The sequence below is a fragment of the Pectobacterium colocasium genome (assembly GCF_020181655.1).
Lineage (GTDB): Bacteria > Pseudomonadota > Gammaproteobacteria > Enterobacterales > Enterobacteriaceae > Pectobacterium > Pectobacterium colocasium.
In genome coordinates this window covers 1,989,286-2,005,175 of the sequence record NZ_CP084032.1, presented here as the reverse complement: position 1 = coordinate 2,005,175, position 15,890 = coordinate 1,989,286, and the positions used below count along the sequence as shown (strand labels likewise).

Annotated in this window: 14 protein-coding genes and 1 tRNA gene; 11 read left to right on the top strand and 4 right to left on the bottom strand. The window is 51.4% G+C overall.

Features of this window, described 5'->3' with window-relative positions; translation table 11 throughout:
- Nucleotides 1-39: 39 nt before the first annotated feature.
- The 3 genes from LCF41_RS09110 to rsuA form a co-directional block, all read right to left on the bottom strand.
- On the bottom strand, nt 40-384 hold the full coding sequence (locus LCF41_RS09110) for a YejG family protein (protein WP_015839902.1): 345 nt from the start codon (nt 382-384) through the stop codon (nt 40-42).
- Nucleotides 385-765: 381 nt separating this feature from the next.
- A complete protein-coding gene (locus LCF41_RS09105; protein ID WP_225087773.1) occupies nt 766-1,956 on the bottom strand; it encodes a Bcr/CflA family multidrug efflux MFS transporter in 1,191 nt (396 codons plus the stop codon).
- A 40-nt stretch (nt 1,957-1,996) separates the two neighbouring features.
- On the bottom strand, nt 1,997-2,692 hold the full coding sequence (gene rsuA / locus LCF41_RS09100) for a 16S rRNA pseudouridine(516) synthase RsuA (RefSeq protein WP_225087772.1): 696 nt from the start codon (nt 2,690-2,692) through the stop codon (nt 1,997-1,999).
- Between the two features lie 209 nt (nt 2,693-2,901).
- Here rsuA and LCF41_RS09095 point away from each other — a divergent pair, with 209 nt between their 5' ends.
- The 4 genes from LCF41_RS09095 (at nt 2,902) to LCF41_RS09080 (ending at nt 6,590) form a co-directional block, all read left to right on the top strand.
- A complete protein-coding gene (locus LCF41_RS09095) occupies nt 2,902-3,141 on the top strand; it encodes a YecH family metal-binding protein (protein ID WP_225087771.1) in 240 nt (79 codons plus the stop codon).
- 2 nt (nt 3,142-3,143) lie between these two features.
- Entirely contained in the window at nt 3,144-4,922 is a 1,779-nt protein-coding gene (gene radD / locus LCF41_RS09090; protein WP_225087770.1) for a DNA repair helicase RadD, read from the top strand.
- Nucleotides 4,923-5,057: 135 nt separating this feature from the next.
- Complete coding sequence (gene rplY / locus LCF41_RS09085) at nt 5,058-5,342, top strand: 50S ribosomal protein L25 (RefSeq protein ID WP_180741325.1); 285 nt, start codon at nt 5,058-5,060, stop codon at nt 5,340-5,342.
- A 99-nt stretch (nt 5,343-5,441) separates the two neighbouring features.
- A complete protein-coding gene (locus tag LCF41_RS09080) occupies nt 5,442-6,590 on the top strand; it encodes an acetyltransferase domain-containing protein (protein WP_225087769.1) in 1,149 nt (382 codons plus the stop codon).
- Nucleotides 6,591-6,673: 83 nt separating this feature from the next.
- Here LCF41_RS09080 and yejK read toward each other — a convergent pair whose 3' ends face one another.
- The gene (gene yejK, locus LCF41_RS09075; RefSeq protein ID WP_225087768.1) at nt 6,674-7,684 is read right to left on the bottom strand and encodes a nucleoid-associated protein YejK; all 1,011 of its coding nucleotides are present in this window, start codon (nt 7,682-7,684) and stop codon (nt 6,674-6,676) included.
- A gap of 235 nt (nt 7,685-7,919) precedes the next feature.
- Between yejK and LCF41_RS09070 the strand changes: the two genes are divergently transcribed.
- The 7 genes from LCF41_RS09070 (at nt 7,920) to LCF41_RS09035 (ending at nt 15,424) form a co-directional block, all read left to right on the top strand.
- The gene (locus tag LCF41_RS09070) at nt 7,920-8,150 is read left to right on the top strand and encodes a YejL family protein (protein ID WP_015839894.1); all 231 of its coding nucleotides are present in this window, start codon (nt 7,920-7,922) and stop codon (nt 8,148-8,150) included.
- A gap of 14 nt (nt 8,151-8,164) precedes the next feature.
- Nucleotides 8,165-9,913 carry an LPS biosynthesis-modulating metalloenzyme YejM gene (gene yejM / locus LCF41_RS09065; protein ID WP_225087767.1) on the top strand — a complete coding sequence of 583 codons (1,749 nt, stop codon included), beginning with the start codon at nt 8,165-8,167 and terminating at the stop codon, nt 9,911-9,913.
- A gap of 78 nt (nt 9,914-9,991) precedes the next feature.
- Nucleotides 9,992-10,068, top strand: a tRNA-Pro gene (locus LCF41_RS09060).
- A gap of 177 nt (nt 10,069-10,245) precedes the next feature.
- Entirely contained in the window at nt 10,246-11,496 is a 1,251-nt protein-coding gene (locus LCF41_RS09055) for an integrase domain-containing protein (RefSeq protein WP_225087766.1), read from the top strand.
- A gap of 276 nt (nt 11,497-11,772) precedes the next feature.
- The gene (locus LCF41_RS09050) at nt 11,773-11,988 is read left to right on the top strand and encodes a helix-turn-helix transcriptional regulator (protein ID WP_010286533.1); all 216 of its coding nucleotides are present in this window, start codon (nt 11,773-11,775) and stop codon (nt 11,986-11,988) included.
- 53 nt (nt 11,989-12,041) lie between these two features.
- A complete protein-coding gene (locus tag LCF41_RS22420) occupies nt 12,042-12,821 on the top strand; it encodes a hypothetical protein (protein ID WP_431191568.1) in 780 nt (259 codons plus the stop codon).
- Nucleotides 12,818-15,424: a TOPRIM and DUF927 domain-containing protein gene (locus tag LCF41_RS09035; protein ID WP_225087764.1), complete on the top strand. Its 2,607-nt coding sequence runs from the start codon at nt 12,818-12,820 to the stop codon at nt 15,422-15,424. The genes LCF41_RS22420 and LCF41_RS09035 overlap by 4 nt, the downstream gene beginning before the upstream one ends.
- The last annotated feature ends 466 nt before the right edge of the window (nt 15,425-15,890 follow it).

Genomic DNA, 15,890 nt, shown 5'->3' with positions numbered 1-15,890 from the left:
TGCGGGAATACCGCAGCGCCAGTCTGCTGACGCTGCGGTTTAAAAGGGATATTGTGCCGATACGGACTCAGCGATAGCGACACCGACGTTTTTCAGACGGCACATTGCCGTACTTTCATCATTGCGATGTAAAAACAGGCACGGTTCGCCTTCCCATTCCAGAACGGCGCATTCAACCTGAATTTCAGACAGAGACTGATGCAACTGGTGCATGATTTTCCATGCAATATCGCCGTCATGGCTCAGCAGCTTGAGGCCAATCAGGTTATTCTCTTCTTCTCTGCCGCTCAGCGGAATCGGTTCAACATTGACACCTGCAAAACCCGATAACCAGCGATAACTTTGCGGCAAACGATGAACTACCGAAAGTTGGAAACTGTCCACTACTGTTTTCCTCAGGTAATAATTCACAAAATAGTAACATATTTATCATAGTAGCGTGTTCACACCATTTCTTGCCACCTTTCGTGAACAAAAAAACAACAAACACACCTTTTTCATATCGTGTTAGTGGCTAACAAGCCTGATTGCAAGCATTATTAATGCCAAATTGATCACGAATCTTTCTTCTTTTCCGGCTATATGTAACCTTTTCCATTTAATATCTCAACCCTTTTTAACCCGCTCGTTCACTTTTGGGTCAAATATTTTACATTCGCAAAACAAAAAACCATAACAAGGTATCGCCGTCAGAAAGAAAACAGGGAAAGAAGAAACAGACTCAGATGCAGGAACACCTTTCCTGCATCTGATAAGAAGGGAGAATCAGGACGCAGCCGAGCGGCTTGCGTACAGGTACAGCAGAAACGCACCAATCGAACAGAGGGCCATCGATAGCACCATCGGCCAGGCGCTGTTGAATGAGGCCAGCGATAGGATAACGCCTACCATCGCGCCAAGACCGAAGCGCAGCGTGCCCGCGAGCGACGACGCCGTCCCTGCCATGTGAGGGAAATCATCGAGGATAACCGCCATCGCATTCGACGCAACCATGGCAATACAGCCGACAAACAGCGCGACACCAAATACCAGCGGTAAGAACCCGAGATCAAACAGGCAGACAATCACTAACCATATTCCCATCGCAAACTGGATCACCAGCCCCGCACGGAACATCGCTAGCGCGCCTAGCCGACGCACATTACGGCTATTAAACAACGTCACCACAAACAGAAAGACGACGTTCAAAGCAAAGTAATAGCCGAAATTCTGAGGCGATACGCCATGCAGGTTGATATACACAAATGGCCCGGCGCTCAGGAAGGAAAACATACCGCAAAACGAAAAGCCGCTTGCCACCATATAGCTGAATACCCGCTTATGGCGGAACAGGATGGCAAAATTCCCGATAGTGGTACGCAGATGAAATTTTTGCCGCTTCGCAGGCGGTAACGTTTCTTTGATAAAAAAGAAAATTAGCGCGGCTGCCAGAAACGCTGCGCCAGAGATCGTCCAGAAAATGGAATGCCAGCTAAACCACAGCAGCAACCAGCCACCAGCAATCGGCGCAATGAGCGGTGCGACCGTCATCACCAGCACGACGAACGACATCATGCGAGAAAAATCATCCCGCGAGAACATATCGCGCATCAGGGCATTAATCACCACCGCAGCGGCCGCGGCAGAAACCCCATGCAGGAAGCGCATGTAGATAAGCTGCTCGACCGTTTGCGCTAACGCACAGGCCACGCCTGCAAACGCAAAAACCAGCGTCCCCCCGAGGATCACAGGCTTGCGTCCCAGGCTATCCGCCATTGGTCCGTAGAACATCTGGCCAATCGCAAAGCCCAGCACATAGGTACTGAGCGTCATTTGAACGTGCCCGTCCCCCACGCCAAACTCGTTAGCAATGGTTGGTAATGCAGGCAAATACATATCGATGGCTAACGGCATTAGCATCGAAATCAGGCCAAGAATAAAGATCAGCCCAAGATGAGAAGAGCGGCGTAATTGCACTAATAACTCCAGAGTAGAAAGAAGGTCGTTCTGAGCAAAATCATGTCACGCTGGCGATCTCATCATCGCTTAATTCGCGGAATTCCCCCGGTTCCAGTTCGCTATCCAGCCAGATGTCGCCGATACGTTCGCGATGTAATTCCACGACCCGGTTCCCCACCGCAGCAAACATCCTTTTCACCTGATGATAGCGACCTTCGCTAATCGTCAGTCGAACGACATGATCCGTCACTTTCTCAAGCGTAGCGGGTTTAGTGAGGCTCTTCTCGTTATGCAACTGTACGCCGGCGGTAAATTGCGCGGCGGTATCCTCGGCCAGCGGCTGCTCCAGCGTTACCAAATAGGTTTTTTCACACTGATGCTTAGGCGAGGTAATACGATGCGACCATTGTCCATCGTCCGTTAACAGCACCAGCCCCGTGGTATCAATATCCAGTCGCCCCGCCGCATGCAGTTTGTGCGCCACCGGAACATCCATAAAATACAGAATGGTCGGGTGATCGGGATCGTCCGTTGAACAGACATAGCCCTGAGGCTTATTTAACATGAAATAGCGCGGACCGTTCTGCTGCTCTAGCGGATTGCCATCAAATTCAACGTTATGCTCGGGGGAGAGTTTGAAAGCACCGCTTTTCACCACGTCGCCATCGACGGTAACACGCTGCGCGCGCAGTTCACGCGCCACCAGCGAACGGCTGATTCCCAGATGCTGGGATAAAAATTTGTCCAATCGCATTAAAACTCACTACCTGTCTCAAATACTGCCAGTCTCAAATCATGAGACCACAAATGATGAGATCGTAGTATAACGGGGGTTTGTTCGCGCGTCCTGCAATTCACCGCCCATAAGTGGCTCTTTTAGCCCACCTTCGGGTTGCACATTCTCGCACGGTGTATTGTCAACAGGCATAATAGGGGCAATTTCTCTCTTTTAAGGGCAACGCTATGTCATCTATTCACGGTCATGAAGTTTTGCAAATGATGCTCGCGTCCGGTGAGTCGTTTACTACCGAACAATTGATTAGCACGATAGAAGCGCGCTTTGGCAGCGAGGCGCGTTTTCATACCTGCTCCGCCGAGAATATGACGGCCCCGATGCTGGTACAGTTTCTGGCTGAACGCGGAAAATTTATTCCGCACGATGCGGGCTTTACCACCAGCGCCAGTAAAATCTGTCAGCACTAATTATGTCGTTCACACCGTCTGTCTCGTTCACACTACGGCCTTACCAGCGTGAGGCCGTTTCCGCCACCCTCGACTATTTTCGCCGCCATACCCAACCAGCCGTTATCGTTTTACCTACCGGTGCGGGGAAAAGCCTGGTCATCGCCGAACTGGCGCGACTTGCTCGCGGTCGTGTTCTGGTGCTGGCGCACGTTAAAGAACTGGTCGCGCAAAATCATGCCAAATACTGCGCCTGGGGGCTGGATGCGGATATCTTCGCCGCCGGGCTGCAACAGCGAGACAGTCAGGGGAAAGTGGTTTTTGGCAGCGTACAGTCTGTCGCACGGAATCTCGATCAGTTCGATAATGCGTTCTCTCTGTTGATCATTGATGAGTGTCACCGTATTAGCGATGACGATAACAGCCAATATCAACAAATCATCCAGCATCTGCAAAAAACCAATCCACAGCTGCGGCTACTCGGCTTAACCGCCACGCCTTATCGGCTTGGCAAAGGCTGGATATACCAATATCACTATCACGGTATGATACGTGGCGACGAGCGCTGTTTATTTCGCGACTGCATCTATGAGCTACCGCTGCGCTATATGATCAAACATGGCTTTCTGGTGCCGCCTGACAGGCTGGATATGCCGGTAGTGCAATATGATTTCAGCAAGCTCGTCGCCCGCAGCAACGGGCTATTCAGCGAAGCTGACCTGAATCTTGAACTCAAACGTCAGCAACGCATTACGCCGCACATCATCAACCAGGTCATTGATTATGCGCAAACACGGCGCGGTGCGATGATTTTCGCCTCCACCGTCGAACATGCCAAAGAAATTACGGCCTTGTTGCCGGCTGGCCAGGCGGCATTGGTCAGCGCCGATACGCCAGCAACCGAACGCGATGCGTTGATTGATGCCTTTAAACAGCAGTCGCTGAAATATCTGGTCAATGTGGCGGTGCTGACAACCGGTTTTGACGCCCCGCATGTTGACCTTATCGCCATCCTTCGCCCGACAGAATCCGTCAGCCTGTATCAGCAAATCGTCGGACGCGGTTTACGCCTCTATCCAGGAAAAACGGACTGCCTGATACTGGATTACGCTGGCAACCCGCACGATCTCTATACGCCGGAAGTCGGCAACAGCAAGCCGCATACGGGTAGCCAGCCAGTGCAAGTTTTCTGCCCTGAATGCGGCTTTGCTAACCTGTTCTGGGGCAAAACCACCCCAGACGGCGATATCATCGAACACTATGGCCGTCGCTGTCAGGGTTGGGAAACGGCGGAAAACGGCCAGCGCCAGCAGTGTGATTTTCGGTTTCGGTTTAAAGTCTGCCCGCACTGCGGCGCAGAAAACGATATCGCGGCGCGGCGCTGCCACCAGTGTAACGAGGTGTTGGTCGATCCCGACGATATGCTGAAAGCGGCGCTGAAGCTGAAAGATGCGTTGGTTTTACGCTGTAGCGGCATGAGCTTCGAGCCGGGGCAAGATGCAAAAGGAGAATGGCTGAAAATCATCTACCACGATGAGGATGGTGCCGAAGTGAGCGAACGTTTTCGCCTGCATTCCACCGCGCAGCGCCACGTTTTCCTGCAACAGTTTTTGCGCGTTCATCAGCGCGCACCGGGAACGCCGTTTAACTGGCAGCATGCCGACGACGTTATCACGCAACAGGCGTTATTGCGCCCCCCCGATTTTATCGTCGCCCGCAAACACGGAAAATTCTGGCAAATCCGTGAAAAGCTCTTTGACTATCAGGGGCGCTTCCGCCGCGCCAATGAGCTACGCGGCTAAGTAATTCCGAGATTCATTTGCCCGCAGAGCCATATTCCGCTAGAATTCAGCCCGCTTTTGTTCGCAAAAGCTGAATAACCCCGCCTGCTGCTGGGTCGCCTGTAGCAGGGTTACTTTATATAAGTAGAGAATAAAATGATTACTATCAAAGCAGAAGTACGTAAGGATCAGGGTAAGGGTGCGAGCCGCCGCCTGCGTTCCGCTGGTAAATTCCCAGCCATCGTTTACGGTGGTTCAGAAGCACCAGTTTCTATCGAACTGGATCACGACTCAGTGAAAAACCAGGAAGCGAAAGAAGGCTTCTACGGTACTGCACTGACTCTGTCTATCGATGGCAAAGAAGTACAAGTTAAAGTTCAGGCTGTACAACGTCACGTTTACAAGCCAAAACTGACTCACATCGACTTCGTTCGCGTTTAGTTCGCGCTGAAGTTGTTTTCCGGGACGCCGGAAAAGAAGAACGCCGCTTATGCGGCGTTTTTTTTATAAAAATTAGCTAATTCGCAAAGGAATGTGAACATGTCTCGTGATATCCCACAGCGGCTTATCGCTATTGATGCCCTACGCGGTCTGGTGATGGTGCTTATGCTGCTAGACCATGTGCGGGAAACCTTTTATCTGCACCTGCAACTCACCGATCCGATTGATGTAACCAGCACCGACCCCATGCTATTCATCAACCGTACGCTGGCACATCTGTGTGCTCCCGTGTTTGTCTTTTTAACCGGGCTCTCTGCCGCGCTTTACCATCAGAAAGTACAAGATCGCCGACAAACAGCCCTCTTTCTGTTCCAGCGCGGCTTAATTCTTATTCTTCTTGAACTCACGTTGATCAACTTCGCGTGGACGTTCCAGTTCCCGCCACAGGTTATCTATTTACAGGTCATCTGGGCCATCGGCATGAGCATGCTCGCTCTCAGCGCGCTAATCTGGTTACCTGTCAGCTTGGTTTTCATACTCGGCATCGTTATCGTGGGCGGACATAATCTGCTGGATCCTCTGCACGCTTCCGCAGACTCCATCTGGTCCATTCCCTGGGCGATTTTGCACGATCGCGGTTGGATAGAAATTGGCGAAACTTTCCGTATACGCACTTCCTATCCGGTACTTCCCTGGATTGGTGTCATTTCACTTGGTTATGCGACTGGCGCACTATACCGGAAAGGCATTTTTCCGCTTCAGCGTCAGAAAGTCTTGTTCATCGCGTCGGGTATCACGCTGGCGCTGTTCTTCGTTCTGCGCAGTATCAATCTGTATGGTGAAAAACCCTGGCAGCGGAGTGATGTCATCACGCAGACACTCATGAGCTATTTCAACATCACGAAGTATCCACCCTCGTTGCTATTTCTCTGCCTGACGCTCGGTATCGGGCTTTGCCTGCTTGCAGTGTTTGAACGTCAGCAGCAGAAACATTGGCTTATTATGCTGGCAAGCTTCGGTGCCGCTCCGATGTTTTTCTACCTATTGCATCTGTATGTTTTAAAAGGCATGTATTTAACCGCCGTCGCAGTCTGGGGGAAAAATCAGGGAGAGTGGTTCGGCTTTTCCGCCGTCTGGCAATTGTGGGGGTATACTCTGCTGCTAATGATCGTATTATTTTCGCCGGTTCAAGCGTTTGCCCGCCTAAAAGCCCGTCGCCGAGACATCCGCTGGCTTAAATATTTCTAACCATTATCGTTTCCTGACATCAACCGTCGTTGCCCTTTTCCTGGTGATAAGAAAAAGGGCAACGTCGTTTTCTGGAACGAGGTTTACTGCTTGCCGCTGCTCGTCCGGCGCTGTAGCTGATCGCGCAGATTTGGCGGTGTGCCTTTAATTGTCAACGTATCCGTCGCCGGATCCCAGAAAATCCGCTCACCGAGCAATAGCGCATCAAAATTCAGGCTGATGCCACCGCCGCTGCCGGCAAATTTGGTCAACTGACGCAATGTCCCACGATCGGCAGGGAAACTTTCTTCCAGCTCATAACCCTGCTCGGCTGAAAACTGCTGAAAAGTTTTCTCACCCAGCGGTGGTAATTCCTGTGACAGCGACGCCAGTTCGATTTCCTCACCGGACTGCAATTGCTCATTACAGTAGCTATACACCTGCTGACGGTAATTCTGACGCTCGTTTTTATCTAACTGCGCTTCATCACAATACTCATCGACCGCTTTCAACAAGACACGGTTTTGCGCTTTCGTGTCCAGCCCTTCCGAGGCAGCCAGAAAATCCATGAAGAAATCAGACACTTTACGCCCAACGCGCCCTTTCAGGAAAGTCAGATAGCGGGTAGATTCTGGGTTGGTTTCCCATTCGGTCAAATCGATACGTGCGACGATATCGGCATGATTGATATCCAGATAATGCGTGGTGCTGATATCCAACTGCTCATTAACCCGCATGCTATTGCAGCTATTAAGCACCGATATCAGTAAATACTCGACCGCCAGATAACGGTACTGGCAAAACAACACAATACCGCCCTCGGCAAACGGGTACTTCGCCAGCTCGTCACGCAGGCGCCCGGTGGCAGCGCGTGAGAAACTCAGAAAGTCCTCATCCCCTTTGCGACAGGCTCGCAGCGCATCCGCCAGCTCGCTTTGCTCATTAAACAGCCCATAGGCCTTACTCTTGGCGCTGTATACGCGATGCAGCTCAGCCATCATCTCTTCGACTGCCGCATTGGTCGACAGCAGGGAATCACGCAACACCATTTCCAGCGTTTGTTCGTCACGTTTAATTAGCTGATGCAGGGCAATCTGGGCGATATCCAGACTCATGATAAACTCTCCTTTTAGCAAGGAGCGTATTCAAACACTGATGCGGACAGCCCGCAACACATAAAGCCGCCCTTCATACCTTACACGCGCTAAGCGTCTACACTACTTATTGATAAAATTCCGTTTATTGATAAAAGTCCGTTTGGGATAAAAGTACGGTAATGATAAAAGTGCGGAAAAGCATAAGCCTATACGGTAAGATAAGCGACTTTACCAGCTTGAGATACGCCATTTTATGCCACAATCATCCCGTTATAGTGACGAACACGTTGAACAACTGCTTTCTGAGATGGTCAATGTTCTGGAAAAGCACCACGCCCCGACCGATCTTGCTTTGATGGTGCTCGGTAATATGGTGACAAACCTGATTAACACCAGCATCGCGCCTGCGCAACGTCAGGTTATGGCGCGTTCTTTCGCTGAAGCCTTACAGGCTTCGATTAAAAAAGCCGATAAAGCTCACTAAGTTTTGACCAACGTATGGTAACCAACCGTCAGCGCTACCGCGAAAAAGTCTCCCAGATGATCAGTTGGGGACACTGGTTCGCCTTATTCAACATTTTGCTCACTTTGGGGCTGGGTAGCCGCTATCTGTTTGTTGCCGATTGGCCGACCTCCCTGTTCGGTCGAATTTACGCGCTAGTTAGCTGGCTCGGTCATTTCAGTTTTATCGTCTTTGCCGCCTATCTGCTGGTCATCTTCCCGCTCACATTTATTGTGATGTCGCAGCGCCTGCTGAGGTTCCTGTCTGCGGCGCTGGCAACGGCTGGGCTGACGATACTGCTAGTGGATGTTGAGGTCTTTACACGTTTTCACCTGCACCTCAACAGCACCGTCTGGGAACTTGTCGTCAACCCGGGGCAAGGCGAAATTGCCCGCGACTGGCAGTGGATGTTTATTGGCATTCCATTGATTTTCATGGTGGAAATGCTGTTCGGCACCTGGTGCTGGCAAAAATTACGCAGCCTGAATCGCCGCCACTTTGGCAAGCCGCTGGCAGGCGTTTTCATCTCGGCGTTCTTTGCGTCGCACCTGATGTACATCTGGGCCGATGCCAATTTCTATCGCCCGATTACGATGCAACGCGCCAATCTGCCGCTGTCTTATCCGATGACAGCCCGCAAGTTTCTGGAAAAACATGGTCTGCTGGATGCACAGGAATATCAGCGTCGGCTGACGCAACAGGGTAATCCTGAAGCCATAACAGTGGAGTACCCGCTCAATAACATCACCTTCCGCGATAACGGCAGCGGCTACAATCTGCTGATGGTGATGATCGACGATACCCCACCTGATGCAATGCAGAATCGCATGCCTAACCTGTCACGCTTCGCCGCAGAAAATGTGCGCTTCAGCGATCATTATGATTCAGGTTCGCAGCCAGATGCCGCCTTGTTTAACCTGTTTTACGGCCTCTCGACGACCTATATGGATGGCGTACTGAGCGCACGTAAACCGTCAGCGTTAATCACCGCATTAAGCCAGCAGGGCTATCAGTTCGGGCTTTTTTCGGTGAACGGTTTCAACAGCCCGCTCTATCGCCAGGCGCTGCTTTCTGATTTCTCCTTGCCTGCACCACAGCAGCAAAACGGCGATGTCATCATCACGCAGTGGCAGGAGTGGCTCAACCGCGATAATAACCCTGCCCCCTGGTTCTCTTACATTGAACTCAGCAGTGCGCCGAAAACCGCAGATGGCAAAATTACAGACACCAACGCCCGTGTAAATATTCAGGACGTTGACCGCCAGATTGGCCAAATTATTCGCACCCTGCAGGAAAAAAACATTCTGGATAATACCGTCGTCATCATAACAACGGCACAAAACCAGAATGCCAACACCAGCAATGCGGCACGTTTTGTGCGAACCCAGTGGCAAACGCCGCTCATTGTTCATTGGCCGAATACCCCTGCGCAGACTATTACGAAAATGACGGACAACAAGGACGTCATGACCACCCTGATGCAGCGTCTGCTTCATGTTAAAAACAGCACGGATGATTATTCACAGGGCGAAGACCTCTTCTCTGCCCAACGACGCTCCCCGTGGTTGATTAACGGCAATGGCGGCACGCTGATAATCACAACGCAGGATCAGCTCATCGTGTTGGAAGGCAACGGCAACTACCGAGCTTACGACATGGCGGGAAATCGGCTGAATGATGAAAAACCACAGCTTGCCCTGCTCTTGCAGGTACTAACGAACGAAAGACGCTTTATTGCCAACTAACTGCCTAAATCTAAAGCAGTCGTTCCATCAGGCTATTGCAATAAGGTCAGGAAAAGGTAGTATAAATGCCCATAGCATCGGCACGTAGCGCAGCCTGGTAGCGCACCGTCATGGGGTGTCGGGGGTCGGAGGTTCAAATCCTCTCGTGCCGACCAAATACAACTTCGGTTAGTATCGTTTACTACCGGAAACCCCACAGAAACCCGCATTCTCACTGAGTTTGCGGGTTTTTCGTTGCCTGTTATCTATCGGGATACCCCGTTTACAGCCGGAAAGTTTAGTTATACGCTTAGTTATACCGCCCCATATAACTACAAAAGCGTATAACTACGATGGCTCGTATAACTACCCCACTGACCAATACCGAGATCAAAGCCGCCAAACCTGCCGAGAAGGAATACACGCTACAGGACGGGGATGGGTTGTATCTGCTGGTGAAATCGAGCGGCTCTAAAATCTGGCGCTTTAACTACTACCGCCCCGATACGAAGAAACGTGCGTTAATCAGCTTTGGTTCATTCCCTGCGGTTTCGTTGGCCGAAGCTCGACAACGACGTGAGGCGGCAAAGGCGCTTATCAGCAAAGGAATCGATCCACAATTCCACCAGCAACAGCAGCGCGAACAAGAGCAAGCCATCAACCTGAACACGTTCGCCAAAGTTTCCGCCGACTGGTACGAAGTGAAAAAGTCTCAACCGCTGGCCGAGAACACCATTAAAGATATCTGGCGTTCGCTGGAAAAATACGTGTTCCCGTTCATCGGAACCTTACCGATCACCCAGCTTACCGCTCGTCACTTCATCACCGCGTTGGAACCGATACAGGCCAGCGGCAAACTGGAAACCGTCAAGCGGGTAAGCCAGCGAATTAACGAGGTGATGGATTATGCAGTTAACTCTGGGCTGATTCCCGCTAACCCCGCCGCCAAGATCCGCAAAGCCTTTCAGACGCCGGTGAAAACCCATATGCCAACTATCCGGCCAGAGGCATTACCTGGCTTGATGAAAACGCTATCGGTCGCCAGCATTGAGTTACAGACCCGCTTATTGATTGAATGGCAGCTACTCACCGTTACCCGCCCTGCCGAAGCCGCTGAAACCCGCTGGAGCGAAATAAACCTGACGGAGAACACCTGGACGATCCCCGCTGGCCGTATGAAGATGCGTCGTGATCACGTTATTCCCCTACCTCCGCAGGCATTAGCTATTCTGGACGCCATGAAGCCCATCAGCGGACACCGTGAATACCTGTTTCCTTCCAGTAAAGACCCTAAGCAGCCGATGAACAGCCAGACTGCTAACGCCGCATTGCGCCGTATGGGTTACAAAGGTGTGCTGGTGTCTCATGGCCTGCGCGCCATATTCAGTACAGCGGCCAATGAAGAAGGGTTCCCGCCAGACGTGATCGAAGCCGCCCTCGCCCATGTAGACACCAACGAAGTGCGCCGCGCCTATAACCGATCCACTTATCTGGAACAGCGCAAAATATTGATGTGCTGGTGGGGTGAATTTGTCGAAACAGCCGCAACGGGAAAAGTCATGGCGTCAGAAGGAGCCAGAGGTTTGCGCATCGCCAATGGCTGATACTGTGTTTATATATGGGATAATAAACTAAACCAGAAAAAACGCGTGGAATATGTAGCGCATATAGTCGGTGATGTTCTCAGTGAGAACACGCAGAATAAGAATGAATTCTTTCATAAACTGGCTGTAAGGCAGCGTTCAGTTATCAGAACCATTATTTCAAGAATTTACTTAATTTTCCCAAATTTAAACCTAAATTATCATACTCCTCCCTCAAGAACCGTTTAACTATCTGCACTGACCGGACAACGCCGGTTTCATTGGAGATAAAGACGTATGAATCTGTTAGACAGAAAAATCCTGTTAAAGAAAGAAGTGAAAGCCATTCTGCGCGTTAGTTCAGACAGCAGCTTTCAGGAAATGATCAATGCCGGAGAATTCCCCAAAGGGTTTCGGGTTGGCTTACGGCGCGTAGGCTGGTTCGAGGACGAAGTTAGCGATTGGTTAAGGCAACGCATTGCCGAACGTGACCAGCAAACCGAAACCGCATAATCCGACACCTTCATTTTTATTGCCGCGCTAGCGGTATATCGGAATCAAAAAATATGATGATCCAAAAATCTGGCACTGTCTGGAACGGGCATTGCTACGCCCAAAATCAGGAAACAGCCTTTTTTATACACAATAGCGAGTTCATTTTTCTCTCTCTGAAAAATGCGCAACACTTAGCAAACCCAATACAAAACGTATTGACGCTGGCGGGGCATCTGGCTTATCGTTTCACCGTTGCCGCAAAATCGGCGACCAGGTTTAGCAGCCTGAATGTACAAGCGGACGACCGCTTTAGTTTCATGCGGTTTTTTTACGTCCGTAAACCAAGTTATGCCCAAATTATGGTGGGGCGTAATGGGGGAGCCTTCGGGCTCGCCGGTTTCTTGTACGCCGGTCTGCTAACCCTGTTACGTCCCACCACCCTGTTTAGCAGCGGTGTGGTGGGGTTTTCAACCCCGTACAAGAGGCCGCCGCTATGGTTGCTACCCCTACGCTGTTTCACCCTCATTTTACCTTTCTCTTTCTGGCGGTCTACCGCACAGCGCCGCACGGAAAACCGCACCGTAAAACCATTATTGCGCCGAATGAGCGATCCGCACGTCAGCATTTTGAGCCCGATTTTATTCTGTTCTTTGCTGGCCGCCTTCCGATTCAGGAGGTGCGCCATGTTTGATAACACGCCGCTGGAACAGGAAGAACTGATCGATCAGTGCCGTGCGCTGGCTTATGCCATCGTGGAGTTAAGGGAACCGCAGGCAAAAGAGATCCTGATGTTCATTCTTGCCGAACGGCTCGATGCGCTCCACCGCGCGCAGGAGGACGAGGCCGCATGAGCAACACGTTTATTCAAGACGTGCGGACAAAAGCCAACGGTCATTGGGAGGGAATTTTGCAGCGGTTAGGCATCCCGACCAATCGGCAGGAAAGTGAATGTCCCAACTGTGGCGGGAATACCCGCTACCGTTTTGACGATAAAGAAGGTCGTGGCACCTATTTTTGTTCTCACTGCGGCGCAGGAACCGGACTGGATCTGGTGATGAAAGTGAACAAGTGTGACGCATGGCAAGCAGCGGAACGGGTCGCCGAAGTGCTGGCGCTTCCGTTGCCAGTCGTTCCCCCCGCCAGTGAAAAGCCTGAACATCGTCTGATTGCCGAGCGGGTAAATTCGCTGGTGGCGAAAGCGGTATCGGGTCAATCTGACTATCTGCTGAATAAGGGGCTGCAACGCCCCTCACTACTGCTGGATGATGGTTCCCTGTTGCTGGCACTGCAAAACATGAACGGCACCACCACTGGCGCACAGCTAATCAAACCTAATGGCGAGAAAAAGCTGATTGCCGGTAGCCGCAAGAAAGGCGCATTCATTCCCGTTAGTACCCTACCCAAACACACGGATACAGTGATCATTGCCGAAGGTTACGCCACAGCAATTACGGCATCGTTACTGATACAGGGTGTCGCTATCAGCGCGTTAGATAGTGGGAATCTGATTCACGTTGCACGGTCTTGCCGTGCTATCTGGCCGGATGCCAAAATCATCCTTGCTGCGGATAATGACCATAAAACCGATGGTCGCAACACCGGAAAAATCGCGGCTGAAAAAGCGGCACTGGCGGTAAACGGTTGGGTAGCGCTCCCGCCTACCACTGAAAAAGCCGACTGGAATGATTACTACCAGCAGCATGGCGCGGCAGTATCAACATCGGCCTTTGCTGCCTCACTTTATCAGCCAGGACAAAAGCCGCTACCGTCTTCCAATTCCCCCTTAAAACCTTACGCAGACATTCGTAATGGCGGGCTGTATTGGGTAGAGCCGAAGACTGACCATGACAGCGGCGACATTATCGAGCGTGAAAGCTGGCTGTCTGATCCTATTACGGTGGCGGGGATTGGATCGGATGAGTCAGAGCGTTATCTGGTTTTAAGCTGGACGCCAAGCGGTGAAAGCCAGCCCCGCACCGAAGCCATTCCAATGCGCGATATTGGCGAACGTGAAGGCTGGGCGCGATTACGTGCGGGTGGGCTGGCAGTCACGGCCAAAGGCGGGTTACGGGCAATACTGGCCGATCACTTGTGTCGCAGTCATGCGGGTTGCCGCTGGGCAATCGCCAGCGCGACCGGCTGGCAACATGGAGCGTACCTAATGCCGGACGGTTCTGTTATCGGCACACCGAGCATTCCTGTCTTGTTCAACGGTAAATCGGGTGCCGCCAAAGGTTATGCCACCAGCGGAACAGAGCAAAGCTGGCGCGAAAACGTCGCAGCGCTGGCACAGGGTAATCCCTCCATGATGTTGGGGGTCGCTTGTGCCTTTGCTGCCCCGCTTATCGGGCTGGTAAACGCGGACGGATTCGGCGTCCATCTATTTGGCGGTTCCTCTGCGGGTAAAACCACCACTGGCAATATCGCATCTTCTGTCTATGGCGATCCTAATGCGCTTAAACTAACGTGGTATTCCACTGCGCTAGGGCTGGTGAACGAAGCCGCCGCCCACAATGACGGCTTTATGCCGCTGGATGAAATCGGGCAAGGCAGCAATCGCAAAGCCGTGGCCGATGCCGCCTATGCGCTATTTAACGGCGTGGGTAAAATTCAGGGAGCCAGAGAAGGCGGCAACCGAGAGCTAAAACGCTGGCGAGCAATGGCGTTCAGTACCGGCGAGATCGATCTGGAAAGCTATATCCGCGCTGACGGTGGACGGGTAAATGCTGGTCAATTGGTGCGCCTGCTGAATGTCCCGATCACCAAAGCGACGGTATTTCATGGCTATCAGGACGGCAAAGCCCATGCCGACGCGATCCGTGATGCCAGTAACGCCCATTATGGAGCAGTTGGCCGGGCGTGGATCGCTCACCTTGCCAGCCAGAAAGAAAACGCGCTGGCAACCTACCGCGAAACAGAGCGTCGCTGGTTATCACTCTTGCCCGATGATGCCAGCGAACAAGTGCGGCGTGTAGCATCACGTTTTGCCGTGTTGGAAGCCGCTTTATTACTTTCTGCCTCTTTTACTGGCTGGACGGCGCAGGAATGTCACGATGCGTTACAGCATAGCTTCTATGCCTGGGTAAATGAATTTGGCATGGGCAACCGTGAAGCCAAAGCCTGGGTAGAACAGGCCGATGCCTTTTTGCACCAGTTCGGCTACAGCCGTTATTTACCACACCCCAATCCTGATCCACGCGATTTACCCATCAAGGATTTGGCAGGGTATCGGGTGAAAAAACCTGGAGCCGATACGCTGGTGTTTCACACCTTCCCCGCCGTGTTCAATAACGAAATTGCCACTGGTGCCAATGCCACAGCATTTGCGCAAGTGCTGGCCGATGCTGGAATGCTGGACAAACCCGCCAAAGGCATCACGCGTAAATCACTGCGTATTGACGGCAAGCAGCCACGCTTTGTGGTGCTCATGACGCTCGACGACGAGGAAGAGTAAATCACGCGTAAGGTAAAATAAGGTCGGTTCGGTAGGTTCAGTCGGTTCATTATTTTAATACATTGATTTATGGTTATTTTTATTTGAATAGTGAACCGACCTTGAACCGACTTTAGCTATTTTGAACCGACCTAACCAAACGCCTCTTTTCTGGCTGGCTTGATGAACCGACCTACACACCGCGTGAACCTACCCATAAGTCGGTTCAATTCTAAAAATAATTACCCTATCTATCAATCAGTTGACTACGTGAACCGACTGAACCTACCGAACCGACCCACTTTTGCCTATCTATAAGAATTTACGCACACAAAAAATCATGATGGGTTAAACCATTGCCAGCACGAAAGTGCGCAAACCGACACTGAGCGGTTACAGAAAAATTCGCAATGTGGTACGCAGTTGTACGCATTACTGTACGAACTGCGTACCTCGCTGCAACCCGCACCACACCTCATTTTATTCA